This is a genomic window from Nicoliella sp. ESL1149 (assembly GCF_058107265.1).
In genome coordinates this window covers 406,210-423,379 of record NZ_JBYLUE010000004.1, presented here as the reverse complement: position 1 = coordinate 423,379, position 17,170 = coordinate 406,210, and the positions used below count along the sequence as shown (strand labels likewise).

The window sequence follows — 17,170 nt, the reverse complement described above, 5'->3', positions numbered from 1 at the left end:
AGTTCTAGACATCACTATTCATCTGAAAATTTACTGCTTATTATTGAAAGTTATATATTCCATAACAATTAATAGATGAAGGTATCTGGTTTACAAGAAAGTATGTATGGTAAAAATAATGAAGAAAAAAATTAATAAAGATTCTCCTATATATAAAAATGGTACTAAAATATATATTCTTGGAATGTCATTATTAGGTTTAATATCAATTGTTCTTTTTGTTCTTGATTATAATAGAAAGATAAATCTTCTTAAATCACCTTGGATATACATTGATAATGGTATATTAATAATATTTGCAATAGATTACTTTACTCGTTTATTTTTAGCTAAAAACAAGTGGTATTTCTTTAAGCATAATATATTTGATCTTCTTGCTATCATCCCATTTGATTCATTCTTTTCAGTTTTTAGAATAGCAAGAATGGCAAGACTACTAAGATTGCTTAAACTAATGAGAATGATTAGATTTATTGGTATCGTAGGGAAGTTCAGTAAAAACGCTAAGAAGTTTTTAAAAACTAACGATTTAATATATGTATTGATGATTGCTTCTTTTTTAATATTACTTGCTTCAATGATTTATTCATTAGCGGAAAATGTTCCCTTTGCTGAATCTATCTGGTGGGCTATTACTACTACGACAACCGTAGGATATGGTGATATTTCTCCTAAAACATCCTTAGGAAAACTTGCTGCTATTATATTAATGTTTACTGGTATAGGTGTGATTGGTTCCCTTACAAGTGCTATTACATCATATTTTGATAGTAGTAATAACGAAGACAATACTGATTTAATTCTTAAAAAACTTAGAAAAATTGAAAAAGAAAACAAAGTTTTGAATGACAAACTAGATAAGTTAATTAATAAACAGAAATGAGATGATTGGTTACTTTTTCTTAACCATATCCTTAATATCTTTGATTACTATGATTTTTTATTTCATTTCAATGATTAAATATTATTATCAGCATGATAAAAACACTGATGATCCAGAATACAGAAAAAGAGTTATGAATTTTTGGACATCATTTATTATTGCTGTTGTTACATTAATCACTGGTGCTATTACACTATAATTATTAGTCCAAAGCTGGCGACTATAAAAGCTGAATAAGTAAAGGAATTTTTTATGAACGATAACGATGATTATGGCTTTATTGAAGCCTTAGGATACTTTGGAGCTGGCCTTATGAACTTAGGATGTGGTTGCATGATGACCTTATTTGGAATATTCATTCTCGCTATTATTATAATGGCAATTTTCTAAAAATAAGCACCCTACTTATTATGGTAGAGTGCTTTTAATTTTGCTATCCTTGAGTAGTTGCATAAATAATTTTTAGGAGATTTTATTATGAAAAAAATTTTATTAGGAATTATGATAGCCACTACATTATCAGTAGCTACACCTGTTGTATCAAATGCATCATCAATTAGTGGATATTGGCATACTAAATCATTAAATATATCTATCAGTGGAAACCACGCTACTGTTAACGGGAAGAATGTAAAATTAAAAAAAGTAGAACATAATAAATGGAAAAGTAATCACAGCAACTCATCCCAACCATTCACATTAACTAAATCCGGAAGCAATTTAAAGTTCCATTCTGGAATGGATAATCAAACACTACACAAATAGGAGAAAATAATGAAAAAATTACTATTAATACTAACGTTATCATCAATGTTCATTTTAGGATTATCAGCAACTGCTAATGCTAAATCAACAGGTTATGAATATACATCTGCAGCAACTCATAAAGTTACTGTTTTACAATCTAAAAATGTTTACAAAGTTATCATTGGTAATTGTGAAGCTAATAATAAATTTAAAAAAGTTGGTGGTATAGCTCCAGGTTCTCATATGAAAATATCTAGTTGGATCATGAGTACTGGTGGTGGATATGTAGTTAAGGGATATCAGTATCAACCAACAAAAAACACATTTTACTTTGTATTTGCTAACAAACATAGTCACTGGTTCAAATAATTATGTTTACAAAAAGACACTATCTAAAATGATAGTGTCTTTTTTAATGAATAATTTTAATTAATATTCTTAGTATAAATCAAATCACGCTTAGTCTTACCACAAACCAAAATATGATTATGTAATTTGTCATATACCCAAATTTGTTCTGCTGGAACCCTACCAATCATTTTTCCATTATGATAAAAATCAACCATGATTTTTACCTTGGGCGTACTAATTCCAGAACTACGTCTATCATTACTAATATCAAGTAAGTACTGGCGACATTGATTCAACTGATTAATATTAACTAATTTACTATTAATTGTCATATTTACTGTAACCACAATTCGATGACGACCAGGAATAAATCGTTCTTCATTATATTTTCCCATTGTTTCTAATGCGTTACTATTAACGTTCGTAATCGTGTGATAGTACGTTGGTTCAATCTGGTCAATCTCTTTAACCATTTGATAGTTCGTAATGCTACTTGGATAGGTCAAGAAAACAACAACTATAAAAGGAACTAACGCAATTAATAAAAACACTTTTAGAATTCGATCAAATTGTTTATAGCTAAAAATAAACAATATTAGCATTAAAACAATACTAATCAAACTAAAATAAAATAATATTAAAGTCAATTTATTGCTACTCCTTTACAGTTATTTATTATTCCGTGAACTAGCCCATGTCATTGAATGCACTTTTCCAAAAACAGTTTTAATTGCTCCATAGAATGTCGTAATGATGGACAAAGGGCCAATCATCCACATTGTATTTACATAAAGTGGTGCGAAACAAAGATAATTCATTTTATTGTGATTTCGATCATAGTAAAATGCAATTCCTAATTGCAGCATCCCAACTATATATTCAATACACATCAATGACATAATTATCGACCAAAAATTCCATAATGCTAGAAAATTACCTGAAACGGCATAAAAAATACTTAATCCCATCGTATAAATAAAAGAACTAAAATATAAAAATCCCCAACTAATACTTAAGGTCGTATCAAAATAAATTGGAATTCGTTTATACATATCCTTAGCATAAAGGATTAGCCGACCGAAATTAGATAACCAGACTTCAGTTCCACCTTGAGACCATCTTTTCCGTTGTTTATATAAAGCATAAGCAGTACTAGGAACTGACATGTGGCATAGGATATTAGGAGCAAAACATGTCCCCCAATCGTATAATCCCATGTCCCAAGTAATACTGATATCTTCAGTCGACCGATTTTGTCTAAAACCACCGACATCGATCAAAGCAGTTTTTCTAAAAACAGTATTAGCTCCACTAACCGCATACATATTATTGGTCAATGCTGCTTGTGTCTTTTTTAAACCACTAATAATACTAGTAAATTCAACAACTTCAGATTTATCGATTGCACTACTTCGATTATAAACATTCATATTGGCTGTTACAGCTCCTACATTTTGGAACTGTTGGCCCTTAAAATAATTCATATATTTTTGCAAAGCGTATCTTTCAGGCCAAACATCTGCATCATTAACTAAGATAAAATCACCCTTGGCAAAACCAATTGCAACGTTCAAAGCATGGGCTTTTCCGTTGTTCTTTTGAATATTAATTATTCTAATATTATGATATTTATGTTTTAATTCCCGAGCAATCTCCAAAGTATCGTCAGTCGAACCGTCATTAGCAATTAAAATTTCATAGTTTGAATAATACAGCTTCGTTGCTAAATATGTAACTGTTCTTCTCAAGGTTGAATGCTCATTATGAGCAGAAATCACGATTGAAACGAACGGTTGATCTTTGACCTTAAATAAATGCTTAAACGGGTTAAAAAATAAATGATTATACCAAATCATTCCAAAAATAGTATACCAAGCTGCTAAAATTGGATAACAAAGCCAGCTAAACAATAGAATATTCTTAAGCCCTTTAATTACCATCTTTTTTATCCACCTTTTGATCCTTGTACATATCCATAAAGATATTTAATGGTAGGTTTTGATCTGGAGTTACATCATAAAAATCTCTTTCATGAATATCATCACCAAAATGATTTTTAAAATAGTTATGGAAAATTTTTTCTTTTTTAGATAATGCTTCTTGATTATACATTCGACTATTATATTCTTGAAGCATGGTTTGCGCATTGTTATATACCACCAGGAATAATGATATTAATGCTAAAATGACTCCCCACCCCACAAAGAATAAAACCAATGTGACTAAAGTTATTACCATCCACCCTTTGCGAATCAACCAAAGTAATCTAAAAGCAACGAATACAAACGGAAATAATACAATAATCCAAAAAATAATGGTAATACTCAATGTTCTTAATGTGCTTAACGTATGATGCTTTTGAAACATTGTATCTACATACTCATGATTTTTTTGATTCTTTATTTCACCCATTTTACTTACTCCACTTAATAATATGTATTTCTCATTAATAAAACTCTCTCATGTATTCTTAACAAAAAATCATCCAATCATTTCTTATCTGGATAATTGGTTAAATATTCATCCATAAAATCATAGAATTGAGCATCATTCATATCAATAATACTTGTTTTCAATCCTAATCTTTTACCAATTTCATCCAAGCGTTCCAAAGAACGTTTCCCATACTTTAAATAAACTTGATTTTCAGCATTCCGCGTTTCTTCTTGTAACTTATTTTCATTATCTTGGAGTTCTTTTTTTAATTCATTTTCTTTATCAAGAGCTTTTTTATGAATATTATCTAATTCTTCTCTTTGCGTCATACTAACCCTCCTCACTTGCCTATAGGTCAATTAAAGCTTAACAAATTAAATGTTATTTATCAAAAGCAATGCTTAATAATATCAAATAAATTTATCAATAACAAAACTCCTAGATTTATATAAATCTAAGAGTTGCTATTTAATAAGAATCATTTTATGATTTTGAAATTGATTTTTTTATTTCGTTTGCAAATTCACCGACTTTATTTGGTGCGTCCTTTTGGTATTTTTCAACCAACTTTACAAATGCAGATCCAATGATAACTCCATCAGAAATTTTACTCATTTCCTTAGCCTGTGACGCAGAATGAATTCCAAAGCCAATCTCAACTGGAACGTCAGTGTATTTCTTAATTTCCATGACTAATTTATTTAATTTATCAGAAAATTCTTCTCTCTCACCAGTCACTCCAAGTGAAGATACTAAATAAATAAAACCCTGGGCACGTTTAGCAATCATTGGAACTCGTTCTAACGAATTTGGTGTTATCAATGATATCAAATCAACATTATACTTCTGAGTAAATGGTAATAACTCTTCTTGTTCTTCATAAGGCAAGTCTGGAACGATCATCCCATCAACTTCAAACTTTTGGCAATCCTGACAAAATTTATCATAACCGTATTGAAGAACTACATTTAAATAAGTTAAAAAAACAAGTGGAACATTGGTTTGTTTTCTAATTTCTTTTATGGCATTAAAAATATCTTTAATTGGTAAATCTGGATTTCTTAAAGCTCTTAAATCAGCTTTTTGAATCACTGGACCATCAGCCACTGGGTCAGAAAAAGGAATCCCGATTTCAACTACATCCGCCCCATTCTTAGCTAAAGAGACGACATTTTCAACTGTTGTCTCCATATCCGGATCATTAGCGGTTACAAATGCAATAAAGCTCTTTTTATTTTTCAAAGTCTCTTCTAATCTACTCATTTAAATCCACTCCCCTGTATTTAGCAATTGCAGCAACATCTTTATCTCCTCGGCCAGATAATGTACAAATAATAATTTGATCCTTATCCATCTTCGGAGCTATTTTTTTAACGTAAGCAACGGCATGACAACTTTCGATTGCTGCAATAATTCCTTCCTGTTTTGCAATATACTCAAAAGCATCTACCGCTTCATCATCAGTGATTCCAACGTATTGAGCACGTTTTGATGCCGCTAAAGCTGCATGTTCAGGCCCAACTCCTGGATAATCTAAACCAGCAGAAATTGAGTAGACCGGTTTAATTTGACCAGTTTGATTTTGTAAGAAGAGCGATTTCATTCCATGGAACACACCTAAGCGTCCCTTTTCAATTGTGGCAGCTGTTAAATCAGTATCAACACCCTTTCCTGCTGCTTCAACACCAATTAACTCAACATCTTTATCATTAATATAATTAGCAAAACTGCCAATGGCGTTACTTCCTCCACCAACACAAGCAATTACTTTATCTGGTAAGCGGTTTTCTTTATCTAAAATCTGTGCTTTGGATTCCTTGCTAATAACACTTTGGAAATCTCGAACGATCATTGGATATGGATGAGGACCAGTTGCTGAACCCATTACATAAAATGTATCTTCAGCACTTCTAGCAAATTCTTGAAGTGCTGCATTGATAGCATCTTTTAAAACCATTGAACCTGAAGTAACTGAGTGAACAGTTGCTCCTAATAACTGCATTCGATAAACGTTCAATTTTTGGCGATCAGTATCTTCTTTTCCCATATACACATCGCAATCCATCCCAAACAATGCTGCAATTGTGGCCGTTGCAACTCCATGTTGACCAGCACCAGTTTCTGCAATCAACCGCTTTTTTCCCATTCGTTTGGCTAATAATGCTTGCCCAATTACGTTGTTAATTTTATGAGCTCCAGTATGATTCAAGTCTTCACGTTTAAAGTAAATCTTTGCTCCACCCAAATCCTTGGTCATTCGTTCAGCATAATATAAAAGGGATGGTCGATTAGCATAATTATTCAATAAATCATGTAACTCTGATTGAAACTCAGAATCGTTCTTAGCTTCCTCATACACTTCTGTCATTTTATTCAATTCACTCATTAATGTTTCTGGCACATATTGGCCACCATATTCGTTAAATCTACCTTTTTTATTTGTCATTTTAATTCACTCCTTAATTTGCATGTGCAATTTCAACAATTTCTTTAACTAACTGATAATCTTTCTTTCCATTAACTTCAACACCACTGCTGCAATCAACAATTTGTGGTCCAACCTCTTGAATAACTTTTTTAACATTTGTTGGCGTAATTCCGCCGGCGATGATCAACTTTCTTTTATCGACATGCGGTAAATTTTGCCAATCCAACTTCATTCCAGAACCATTTCCACTATCCAATAAAATTAAATCTGCCTCTGTTTCGTTGACAGTTTCTTTTTCTGGCTTAAAAACTTTAATCACTGGAATGTTCAACTTTTTCAGTTCATTAACAAATTCTTCTGATTCACTTCCATGAAGTTGAACTAATTGGATTATTTTTTCATTATATAAGGATAAGACATCAGTTAACTTTGGGTTTATAAATACACCAACGGCAGGAATCAAATGATTTATCGAAGCACGTAATCGTTTTGCTTGATTAAAGTCAATGTGGTGACGTCCACTTGCAAAAACAAAGCCGACATAATCAGGTTGAACTTCGTTAACAATTTGTGCATCCGTTAAATCAGTTAATCCACATATCTTTATTTTCGTCATTTTCATTCTCCAATCGCTGTTTTAATAAATCCCGTTTTATCCTTTGATTTCATTAGTGTTTCACCAATTAAAACTCCATTTACTCCAATTTGCTTCAATTCTTGGATATCTTTTTCAGTTTTAACACCACTTTCGGCAATAAATGCAATCGAATTAGGGACTAATTTTCTTAAATGGATACTATTTTCAAATGAAACGGTAAAATTTTTTAAGTTGCGGTTATTAACGCCAATCATTTTTGCTCCAACAGAGATTGCTGTTTGAACTTCATTTTCATCATGGGCCTCAACGATAGCCGCTAATCCAAGATTATGAGCTAGTTCCAAATATTCTTTTAACTGGTCTTTTGTTAAAATGGCTACAATTAATAATATGATTCGAGCTCCAGCTGCTTTTGCTTGGTAAATCATATATGGATCAATCGTAAAATCTTTTCGTAAGACAGGAGTCGTAACCTCTTGCGTAATTTCATTTAAGTATTTAATACTTCCCTTGAAATAGTCAGGTTCTGTAAGAACTGAAATTGCTGTCACTCCCGCTTGACTATATTCTTTCGCAATTTTTAAGTATGGAAAATCATTTACAATAATTCCCTTTGAAGGAGAAGCTTTTTTTACTTCTCCGATAATATGAATTCCTTGTTTTAGAAATAAATCGTAAATTTCATCAGGATCTTCTTTTGGCATTTTATTTATTTTTGCCTTCAATACTGACAATGGTTCGCTTTCTTTTTCTTTTGCAATTCTAGTTTTAGTTACCGCAACGAGATCATCTAAAATCATCTTTTCTCTCCTCCTTAATTAATATGTTAATAATTGGTTTAAAGTTGTGATTGCTTTTCCACTATCAATTGCTTCAGCAGCCATCTTAATTCCTTGTCCAATTTCGATTTTAGGATCAACAGTATTGATTGCTAACCCCGCATTCAATAGAACTACGTCTCGTTTAGCACCTTGTTCACCATTCAAAATTGATTTTGTGATCTCTGCATTTTCTTTGGGAGTTCCTCCTACAATGTCAGACTTTGTTCCTCTCTTTAAACCAAATTGTTCTGGTGTAATTTCAAATTCTTTCATTTCGCCATTCACAATGCTAACTACCTTGGTTGGTGCAGAAATTGAAGCCTCGTCTAAACCATCAGTTCCATAAATGACCTTCGCATTCATAACTCCTAATCGTTTTAAAACGGTTGCCATTGGTTTGAGTAATGATTCATCGTAAACCCCTAGTAGCTGATGTTCTGCATGCGCTGGATTAGCTAATGGTCCTAAGACATTAAAAATCGTCTTAATTCCTAATTCCCTTCTAACCGGGGCAACATACTTCATAGATTGATGATATTTTTGAGCAAATAAGAAACAAAAATGTTGTTTTCTTAACATTTCTTCACTCGTCTTTGCATCTAAATTAATGTTAAATCCCAGTTCTTGTAACATATCAGCTGCACCACTTTTTGAAGAAGCTGCTCGATTGCCATGTTTAGCAACTGGAATCCCTAGACTTGCTAACACAATTGCTGTTGTCGTAGAGATATTAAAAGAATTGGATTTATCTCCGCCGGTTCCTACAATATCCAAAGCAGCTTTATTAACATCAAACTCTGCTGCATGATCGCGCATTGATTGAGCGGCTCCAGCAATTTCTGTAATTGTCGCTTTTTTAATACTTAATGCGGTCAATAATGATGCAATTTGGATATCACTTGCTTTCCCATCCATAATTTCATTCATCACTTCGTTCATTTCATCAAAACTTAAATCTTCATTGGTCGTTACTTCTTTAATAGCTGTACTAATCATTTTTATTAGCTCCTTTTTTATGCTTTTACATTCGTTAAATTTAGAAAATTAGTGAAAATCTGATGAGCAACCACTTGATCTGTCATAATCGATTCGGGATGAAACTCAACTCCATAAACGTGATTCTCATCATCGGATATTGCTTGAATCGTTCCATCCGTCCCCATCCCAGTTACTTTTAAATTAACGGGAAGCGTTTTGGGATCAATTACAAGTGAGTGATAACGGGCAATTGTGAAAGATTTAGGACAGTCATTGAACAATAAACTGTCGTATCTTTTCGTTAACAAATCCGTTTTTCCATGCATGATTTGAGGAGCTAAAACAACATTTGCTCCATAGACTTCCCCAATTGCCTGGTGTCCTAAACACACTCCTAAGATCGGAACTTGTCCAATTGCTGCCTTTAAAACTTGGTTCATATTTCCAGCTTCTTCAGGTCGGCCTGGTCCTGGAGATAAAATGATGCCGTTTAAATTTGGTCTTTTTAAATCAGCTAGTGTCACTTGATCATTTTTAATAACTTCAATTGATTGATCAGTTAAATTACCAACTTCTTGAAAAAGGTTATAAGTAAAACTATCGTAATTATCGATTAATAAAATCATGATTTCGCTTCCTCCTTGATATCCGTTTGTGATAATGCTGTCATCATTAAACGGCTTTTATTTTCAAATTCGTGATATTCTTGATCAGCATCACTGTTGGCAACAATCCCTGCTCCAGAATGAACAACTAATTCGTTTTCTTTTTTATATGCCAATCTAATTCCAATACATAAATCTTCATCACCATTAAAATTGATAAATCCGATGCCACCACCATAAATTCCGCGTTTACGATTTTCTAATTTATTAATGATATCAATTGCTGATGACTTTGGAGCTCCTGATAAAGTTCCAGCTGGTAAGATTGCACTAATAATATCAATTGGCGTAAATCTTTGATCAGCAACACTAACGATTTCAGATCCTAAATGCATCACGTTACTAAATTTCAATAATTTTCTTAATCTAGTTACCTTAACCGTTCCAAATTGACTAACTTGACCTAAATCATTTCTACCTAGATCAACTAACATATTGTGTTCGGAAAGTTCTTTAGGACTTGTCTGAAGTTCTTTGGCAAAGAAATCATCTTCTTTTTTATCTCTTCCCCTTCGTCTTGTCCCTGCTAATGGATAACTAAATAATTTTTCATCAGTTTTACGAATTAACGTTTCAGGTGAAGCACCAGTTGTTTCAAAATCATTATGGGCAAAATAGAAATGATATGGGGATGAAACACTTTGGTGTAAGTATCTAGCAGTATTGAGCAATGTTCCTTGCGCTGACGCAATGTAAGGATTAGATAAAATTAATTGAAAAATGTCACCTTTTAAGATATGTTCCTTTGTTTTTGCAACGCGTTCTTGAAATTCTTTTAAACTAAATTGATTTTGAAAATCCTTTGTAATAGTTAATTGAGGATAATTCTTATCTTCTGATTCAATGATTGATTTAATCTCATCGGCATATTTTTTTAAATCTGTTTGTAGTTTTGCTTTTTCTGCATCACTAAATTGCTTTGAGATTAATTTTGATAACGTCATTTCTTTTTTTAAATGATCGTAAGTAATCATGATGTCTGGTAGAAATAAATCTACATCCGCTAAATTTAATTTATCAGGAGTGTCCGTTAAGTGATTATTAGAACTATATTTTGCAAAATCGTAACTAAAGTAACCAATCAAACCTGCTCTTAACATTGAATCATTTTGATTTCTTGAAATATGATATTTTTGATAGACTTGATTTAAAAATGTGATTGGATCTTTTTGAATTTCTGTCTTTGTTCCATTATTCTTGTTTATTTTTATTTTATAATTATTGATTTCAATATTAGCCTTTGGGTTAACAACTACAGCAGTATAACGGCCATCTTGATAATCAAATACCATACTCTGTTCATGCTTTACATCGTAATGTTCAATCAACTTAAAAGGTTCAAAATGATTCATCTTAGCTACATAATTAAATGTTACAAATGGATATTCTTTCATCGTTAGTTTCAAAGTAGTTCACCTCATCGAATTTTTTGTACAAAAAAATCCGCCCATAACAACGCAACAAGTGCTTTGTTAAGGACGGATAATCTTCCGCGGTGCCACCTTATTTAGATTCATTTAAAGATACTTAAAATAAATGGATAAACTCCACCTGAAAAAGTATCTTAAAATCATCTCCCTTTAGCGAGGTACGTGTTCATACCCCCGGCAACTTACGTATGCCTAACGTTTCTCCGTACTCATTTCTTTTTGGAAGAACCCTCTGTGGTCCATTTAACTGCTTGCGTTCGATCGCATTCCCATCAACTAGCGACTCTCTTAGCGTGCACAACAGTCTTGATCTCCACTTCATTGGTTTATTATGGACGAATCATTTAATTTGTTGAGATTAATATTATCCTTTTGCTTAATATTTGTCAACAATAATTTTGAATTTAAAATATTAGACATTGAAAAATAAAACCCATTACTAATGGTTAAATATTGATTTAATAGTCTTTAAACCCATTAATTATGATAAAATTTATAATGTAAAATTTTATCCTTGTATTATATTTTAAGAAAAGAGGTACAGAAAATTGCTATTTATTATTGGTGTAATTGCTGGATTAATTTTACCAATTCAAACTTCGATCAACACTAAATTAAAAAATACAATGCATGGTTCAGCATTTTTAGCTTCAATGGTCTCCTTTATCATTGGAACCATCACTCTTTTTGTGGCTAATGTTGTTCAAGGAAATTCATTATTAATTCCGTTAAACGTTTTTACCAATCAACCTTTTTGGATTTGGCTCGGTGGAGCATTAGGAGTGATTGGCCTAACCGCTAACATCCTTATTTTCCCTTATCTAGGCGCCGTCCAAACGGTCGTATTGCCAATTCTTGGACAAATTATAATGGGAATGATCATCGATAATTTTGCTCTCTTTGATGCCCCCGTTCATCATTTTACCATTATGCGATTAATTGGAATCGTCATTCTTTTACTTGGAATTCTCATGATTGTTATCAAAAAGAAAGCCAAATCAGACAATAAGAACAATAAAACATTATGGCAACTAATTGGATTAATTGCCGGTATGTTTCAAGCATCGCAAGCACCTATTAATGGTCATTTAGGAATAGTATTAGAATCTTCTGGACATGCTGCGTTAGTATCATTCTTCATTGGTGCTGTAATTTTAATTATAATTGCCTATTTCACGGATCGTGGTTATCATAATGTTAAAAATGCTGTTGGAACAGGAAAGCCATGGTGGATATGGATTGGTGGTTCATTAGGGGCCTTCTTCGTCATGTCCAATGCTTATCTAAGTCCAATCATTGGAGCAGGAACTGTCGTTATCCTAACGTTACTTGGTAATTTATTAGGCGGCATCATTCTGGATCGTTTTGGGATTGGAACAAGCAAGAAGAAAATCACACTCGTTCAATACCTAGGAATTATTGTTATGTTTATTGGTGTCGTGATTGTTAAATTATTTTAAATCAATTGAATTAACGAACCGAAAAGAATATAATTATCGTTAATCTTGGTAATTGCAGGCGTAACCAAAACAAATATTGCCGTTGATGTGAAAGGTTATTATGCGAATAAATGTATTGCAACATACCCCAAACGAAGGTCCAGGTAGTATTCAAGACTGGTCAAATCAAAATGGTCATAAAATGTACGTTTATCATCCCTATCAATTTGGAAAACTTCCAAATGCTGAGGAAACTGACCTTCTAATCATTCTAGGTGGTCCAATGAGTCCTAACGATGATATCCCTTGGATTAAAGAAGAACGTAATATTATTCAAAAGATGTTAAACGATAATAAACCTATTTTTGGTGCTTGTTATGGTGCCCAACAAATCGCTAAAACTTTAAACTGTCATATTGGAAAAGCTCCGCACAAAGAAGTGGGTTGGGCTCCTGTTCATTTACAAAGTAGATCAATTCCAGGAATCCCCGATACCTTAGATGCTCTTCATTGGCATGAGGAAATGTTTGAAGTTCCCAAACAGGCAGAGTTATTATTTAGTTCCGACCTAGTTAAAAATCAAGGCTTTTTATTAAATAATAATGTCATTGGTTTACAATTTCATTTTGAACCGAAAGCTGACAACGTAAGAGAAATGGTTGTTAATGATGGAAGTTATGCACTAGACAATAATGATTTACATCAAAATTCAACTGATATTCTCAATCATCCCGTTCCAAATCAAAACAAAACTGTTATGTTCAAGTTATTGGATTTTATAACGAAATAAAATAAAGCACTTAGTAAATTAATTTTACTAAGTGCTTTATTTTACTTAATTACCCTATAGACAGCTTCCATTGGTTGCCGTTTCTTTGGTGTAATATCTTGATCACGATAACCAAAGCTGGCCATTACCGAAACGCCCCACTTTTCAGGATCAAAGGCACCGTAATCAGCTAAAATTTTATCTATATTTGCTCGATTAAAACCTTCAATCGGGCAACTGTCAATATCTAACGCAGCCGCAGCCGTTAACATGTTTGCCAACGGAATATAAGTTTGTTTAGAAGTCCAATCGAACAGTTCACGATCCGTATTTAACTGGAAATCATTTTCTTGAAAATCAATCACCTTTTTGGTAAAAGCAGAATTAGGATCAAAGTGATGTCCTTGAACATCTTCACTCATGTGCTTAATATGTGGTGATGTTGCGTTCATGTGTTTACGAGCTAAAATTACAATGAATTTATCTGCTCCCTCAAAACTATGTTGAGCACCCCAAGCATCCTTGAACATTTTTTGTTTTAATTCATCACTATCAATTAACAAGAATTCCCAAGGTTCAAATCCCATTGAACTTGGAGATAGTCGACCGACTTCCATAATCGTTTTCCAATCCTTATCGGAAATATGTTTATTTGGATTATACTTCTTAGTTGCATAACGACGATGTGCAATTTGAATCAATTCTTCATTCTTATCCATAATGTCACCTTCTGATTAATATCGTATACTATTTAAATTACCATAATCCTCAAAAATAACCAATCAATATGCTTAATTTCCTAAGACGCCATCAAAATCTCGACTCATTGGACGATTAAAATCGTGGGTTCTAATCTCTTCAACAGATTTAAAATGATAATCAGATCCAATCCCTAACATTAAATTGGTTGGATAATGATCCAAGGAAATCGTCATAGTTGACTTCCCTAAAGCTTTAGCAAAGCCCATTTCATAAGCAGTTCCAGCATCTGTATCAGCTTCATCAAAATCAAGGATTTCAATCGTACTATCGCACCAACGAATAGCTTCAATATCCCACTTATATATTGAATTGGCCCAGGAATATGATCCTTGTTCATGACCGGAACCATCTGAATCTTTTCGTGGTGAAACAAAGGCTTCAACAGTCGGATTATCATTTAATGCCGTTTCAACTTGTTCAATTTTTTCAATTTGCGTTTTACTAAAAAATGGTGCTGAAAGATATATTTTTGCCATAATAAATCTACTCCTTATAATTGAGCTAAAATATTTTTAGTTATAGATAAATTATTCATTGTATAGATATGAAACCGATTAATCCCATGATTTTGAAGTTCTTTAATCTGCACGACAATTTGTTCAATCCCCGCCTGTTGAAAGGCAATTTCATCGTTTGCGTAGTTGGTCATTATCTTACTAATGGAAGTAGGTAAATTAATTCCTGGAAAAGCAGCAATATGTTCAATCTGAGACTTACTGATGATTGGCATAATGCCAACAATCAAGGAATTGTCTAGCTTCACAGTTTTTAATTGCCTTTGTAACTCTAGTATCGCTTGGTTTTCAAAACAAACTTGCGATATAAAACTACTACTCCCCGCTTGATGTTTTTGAACTAGGAATGGTAATTGTTGACTCATAACATCTTTATCTGAACTTGCAAAACAAGCACTTGCCATTACTAAACTGTTATCTTGTTTCCTTAAATACTCAAGTAACTGATTGGCATGTTGAAAGATACCAGCAGGTCGTTTCCCATTAATCTTATCACCCTGTAAAACAAGAACATTATTGAGATGATTATTTTCCATTTTGATAACGAAATTATCAATATCCTGTTTAGTATGATAACGACCGGTTACATGAATCATCATTTTTGTTCCAAATTTTTGTTGAACCCAGCTAGCAAGCTCAATTCGATCGATCTCATCATAATGACCACCCGCCGCAGATGGAATTGAAATAAAAGCTGGCTTAAGGTCAACTAACTCCTTTAACATTGGTTTAACGTCTTGCTTCGCTAAAACCTCAAACGACATTTTTACCATTCTTCATTTTCCTTTTAAGTTTTTAAATCTATTATCTTCCAAAACTTTTCAAAAAACAATTTGACAAATAATTATTTTTCGTTTATTCTAATATCAACTTGAAAGTAGTAACTAAATTTATTTGACCAGAGAGCGCCTGAAAGTCTGAAAACGACGTACAAATAAACTAGTGAAGGCAGTCAAGTCATATCTGAATAGAAATCGAATTCTTAATGCGCATTAAGAAACTAAGGTATTGAGCGTGAGCTTAATATAAAAACTAGGTGGAACAGTGTTATTGACGCCCTTGTATTTTTATACAAGGGCGTCTTTTTTAATTTTAGGAGGAAAAATTATGTATAACTTCTCAGATCAAGACCCCGTAATTTGGAACGCTATTCAAAAAGAAGAAAAACGTCAAGAAAACGTAATTGAATTAATTGCTTCAGAAAATATTGCATCAAAAGCAGTTCGGGCTGCTCAAGGTTCAATTTTAACAAATAAATATGCCGTTGGTTATCCTGGCAAGCGAGTTTATACTGGAAATGAAGCCCTCGATGTAATTGATAATGTTGCAAAAGAACGTGCCCAAAAACTATTCCATGCTGAATATGCTAATGTCCATCCCCATTCTGGGACTCAAGCTAATCAAGCCGTTTATGCTGCTTTCTTAAAGCCAGGCGATACGATCTTATCAATGAGTGAACATGCTGGTGGTCATTTTACTCATGGTCAGAAACATAATTTTTCTGGACAACTATATGATGCTCATTTTTATGGTGTTGATCCCAAAACAGAATTGTTAGACTACCAGGAAATCGAGCGAATTGCTATGGAAGTCCATCCTAAATTAATTATTGCTGGAGCTTCTGCATATAGCCATATCATTGATTGGCAACAATTTAGAAAAATTGCTGATGAAGTTGGGGCTTACTTGATGGTTGACATGGCTCATATCGCTGGATTAGTTGCTGCCGGATTACATCCAAATCCAGTTGATGTTGCTGACGTTGTAACTTCAACTACCCATAAGACATTAAGAGGACCACGTGGTGGGATGATTTTAGCAAAAGCAAAATATGCTGATCAAATTGACAATGCCGTCTTCCCGATTTCACAAAGTGGTGCTTTAGAACATGTCATTGCCGCTAAAGCAATTGCTTATCAGGAAGCTTTGCAACCAGAGTTCACAGAATATGCTGAACAAGTCATTAAAAATGCTAAGGCAATGGCAAAAGTATTCAACGAAGATGCTAAAATTCGAGTTGTCTCTGGTGGGACAGAAAACCATGAAATGACATTAGACCTAAACAAAATTGGACTCACGGGTGACGAAGCAGCCAATTTACTCTACTCAATTGGAATTGCCACCAATAAAGAGTTATTACCATTAGAAAGTGGTTCGACGATGGAAGGAATTAGAATCGGTACTCCTACCATCACTAGCCGTAACTTTAATGAAGAAGCTGCAACAAAAGTAGCCCAAATTATTACTAATATTTTAAACAATCCTAGCAATCCAGAAATTTTACAAAATGCAAAAGAATCAGTTTCACTTTTAGTCAAGGAACATCCTATTACACGTTAATTTACAAT

Annotated in this window: 21 protein-coding genes; 7 read left to right on the top strand and 14 right to left on the bottom strand. The window is 32.9% G+C overall.

Annotated elements, in window-relative coordinates; all coding sequences use genetic code 11:
* The first annotated feature begins 118 nt into the window (after positions 1–118).
* From AC3B6G_RS08055 to AC3B6G_RS08040, 4 genes are all read left to right on the top strand, one after another.
* Positions 119–883 (top strand): potassium channel family protein, encoded by a 765-nt coding sequence (locus tag AC3B6G_RS08055; RefSeq protein ID WP_489849900.1) that lies wholly within the window; start codon positions 119–121, stop codon positions 881–883.
* 252 nt (positions 884–1,135) lie between these two features.
* Positions 1,136–1,273 carry a hypothetical protein gene (locus AC3B6G_RS08050; protein WP_489849899.1) on the top strand — a complete coding sequence of 46 codons (138 nt, stop codon included), beginning with the start codon at positions 1,136–1,138 and terminating at the stop codon, positions 1,271–1,273.
* 87 nt (positions 1,274–1,360) lie between these two features.
* Entirely contained in the window at positions 1,361–1,648 is a 288-nt protein-coding gene (locus AC3B6G_RS08045; RefSeq protein WP_489849898.1) for a hypothetical protein, read from the top strand.
* A 9-nt stretch (positions 1,649–1,657) separates the two neighbouring features.
* Entirely contained in the window at positions 1,658–1,999 is a 342-nt protein-coding gene (locus AC3B6G_RS08040; protein WP_489849897.1) for a hypothetical protein, read from the top strand.
* Between the two features lie 56 nt (positions 2,000–2,055).
* Here AC3B6G_RS08040 and AC3B6G_RS08035 read toward each other — a convergent pair whose 3' ends face one another.
* The 11 genes from AC3B6G_RS08035 to AC3B6G_RS07985 form a co-directional block, all read right to left on the bottom strand.
* On the bottom strand, positions 2,056–2,628 hold the full coding sequence (locus AC3B6G_RS08035) for a hypothetical protein (protein WP_489849896.1): 573 nt from the start codon (positions 2,626–2,628) through the stop codon (positions 2,056–2,058).
* Positions 2,629–2,649: 21 nt separating this feature from the next.
* On the bottom strand, positions 2,650–3,921 hold the full coding sequence (locus AC3B6G_RS08030) for a glycosyltransferase family 2 protein (protein ID WP_489849895.1): 1,272 nt from the start codon (positions 3,919–3,921) through the stop codon (positions 2,650–2,652).
* Positions 3,911–4,393 carry a hypothetical protein gene (locus AC3B6G_RS08025; protein ID WP_489849894.1) on the bottom strand — a complete coding sequence of 161 codons (483 nt, stop codon included), beginning with the start codon at positions 4,391–4,393 and terminating at the stop codon, positions 3,911–3,913. Before AC3B6G_RS08025 ends, AC3B6G_RS08030 begins: the two co-directional genes overlap by 11 nt.
* A gap of 77 nt (positions 4,394–4,470) precedes the next feature.
* Complete coding sequence (locus AC3B6G_RS08020) at positions 4,471–4,746, bottom strand: hypothetical protein (RefSeq protein WP_489849893.1); 276 nt, start codon at positions 4,744–4,746, stop codon at positions 4,471–4,473.
* Positions 4,747–4,900: 154 nt separating this feature from the next.
* Positions 4,901–5,680, bottom strand: a complete 780-nt coding sequence (gene trpA / locus AC3B6G_RS08015; protein ID WP_489849892.1) for a tryptophan synthase subunit alpha — start codon at positions 5,678–5,680, stop codon at positions 4,901–4,903.
* Positions 5,673–6,863 (bottom strand): tryptophan synthase subunit beta, encoded by a 1,191-nt coding sequence (gene trpB, locus AC3B6G_RS08010; RefSeq protein ID WP_489849891.1) that lies wholly within the window; start codon positions 6,861–6,863, stop codon positions 5,673–5,675. Before trpB ends, trpA begins: the two co-directional genes overlap by 8 nt.
* A gap of 13 nt (positions 6,864–6,876) precedes the next feature.
* Positions 6,877–7,461, bottom strand: a complete 585-nt coding sequence (locus AC3B6G_RS08005) for a phosphoribosylanthranilate isomerase (RefSeq protein WP_489849890.1) — start codon at positions 7,459–7,461, stop codon at positions 6,877–6,879.
* A 2-nt stretch (positions 7,462–7,463) separates the two neighbouring features.
* A complete protein-coding gene (trpC, locus tag AC3B6G_RS08000; protein ID WP_489849889.1) occupies positions 7,464–8,243 on the bottom strand; it encodes an indole-3-glycerol phosphate synthase TrpC in 780 nt (259 codons plus the stop codon).
* Positions 8,244–8,261: 18 nt separating this feature from the next.
* Complete coding sequence (trpD, locus tag AC3B6G_RS07995; RefSeq protein WP_489849888.1) at positions 8,262–9,260, bottom strand: anthranilate phosphoribosyltransferase; 999 nt, start codon at positions 9,258–9,260, stop codon at positions 8,262–8,264.
* A gap of 17 nt (positions 9,261–9,277) precedes the next feature.
* Positions 9,278–9,868 carry an anthranilate synthase component II gene (locus AC3B6G_RS07990; protein WP_489849887.1) on the bottom strand — a complete coding sequence of 197 codons (591 nt, stop codon included), beginning with the start codon at positions 9,866–9,868 and terminating at the stop codon, positions 9,278–9,280.
* On the bottom strand, positions 9,865–11,313 hold the full coding sequence (locus tag AC3B6G_RS07985) for an anthranilate synthase component I family protein (protein ID WP_489849886.1): 1,449 nt from the start codon (positions 11,311–11,313) through the stop codon (positions 9,865–9,867). The genes AC3B6G_RS07990 and AC3B6G_RS07985 overlap by 4 nt, the downstream gene beginning before the upstream one ends.
* 572 nt (positions 11,314–11,885) lie before the next feature.
* Between AC3B6G_RS07985 and AC3B6G_RS07980 the strand changes: the two genes are divergently transcribed.
* Positions 11,886–12,797 (top strand): DMT family transporter, encoded by a 912-nt coding sequence (locus AC3B6G_RS07980; protein WP_489849885.1) that lies wholly within the window; start codon positions 11,886–11,888, stop codon positions 12,795–12,797.
* 100 nt (positions 12,798–12,897) lie between these two features.
* A complete protein-coding gene (locus AC3B6G_RS07975) occupies positions 12,898–13,566 on the top strand; it encodes a type 1 glutamine amidotransferase (RefSeq protein ID WP_489849884.1) in 669 nt (222 codons plus the stop codon).
* 41 nt (positions 13,567–13,607) lie between these two features.
* Here the strand turns inward: AC3B6G_RS07975 and AC3B6G_RS07970 are convergent, their stop codons facing one another.
* The 3 genes from AC3B6G_RS07970 to AC3B6G_RS07960 all read right to left on the bottom strand — a co-directional run bounded on the left by AC3B6G_RS07970 (position 13,608) and on the right by AC3B6G_RS07960 (position 15,595).
* Positions 13,608–14,264: an NAD(P)H-dependent oxidoreductase gene (locus tag AC3B6G_RS07970; RefSeq protein WP_489849883.1), complete on the bottom strand. Its 657-nt coding sequence runs from the start codon at positions 14,262–14,264 to the stop codon at positions 13,608–13,610.
* Between the two features lie 72 nt (positions 14,265–14,336).
* Positions 14,337–14,783 carry a nucleoside 2-deoxyribosyltransferase gene (locus tag AC3B6G_RS07965; RefSeq protein ID WP_489849882.1) on the bottom strand — a complete coding sequence of 149 codons (447 nt, stop codon included), beginning with the start codon at positions 14,781–14,783 and terminating at the stop codon, positions 14,337–14,339.
* A gap of 14 nt (positions 14,784–14,797) precedes the next feature.
* Positions 14,798–15,595 carry a methylenetetrahydrofolate reductase gene (locus tag AC3B6G_RS07960; protein ID WP_489849881.1) on the bottom strand — a complete coding sequence of 266 codons (798 nt, stop codon included), beginning with the start codon at positions 15,593–15,595 and terminating at the stop codon, positions 14,798–14,800.
* 334 nt (positions 15,596–15,929) lie between these two features.
* On the opposite strand from AC3B6G_RS07960, the gene glyA reads away from it, so the two are divergent.
* Positions 15,930–17,162, top strand: a complete 1,233-nt coding sequence (glyA, locus tag AC3B6G_RS07955) for a serine hydroxymethyltransferase (protein ID WP_489849880.1) — start codon at positions 15,930–15,932, stop codon at positions 17,160–17,162.
* The last annotated feature ends 8 nt before the right edge of the window (positions 17,163–17,170 follow it).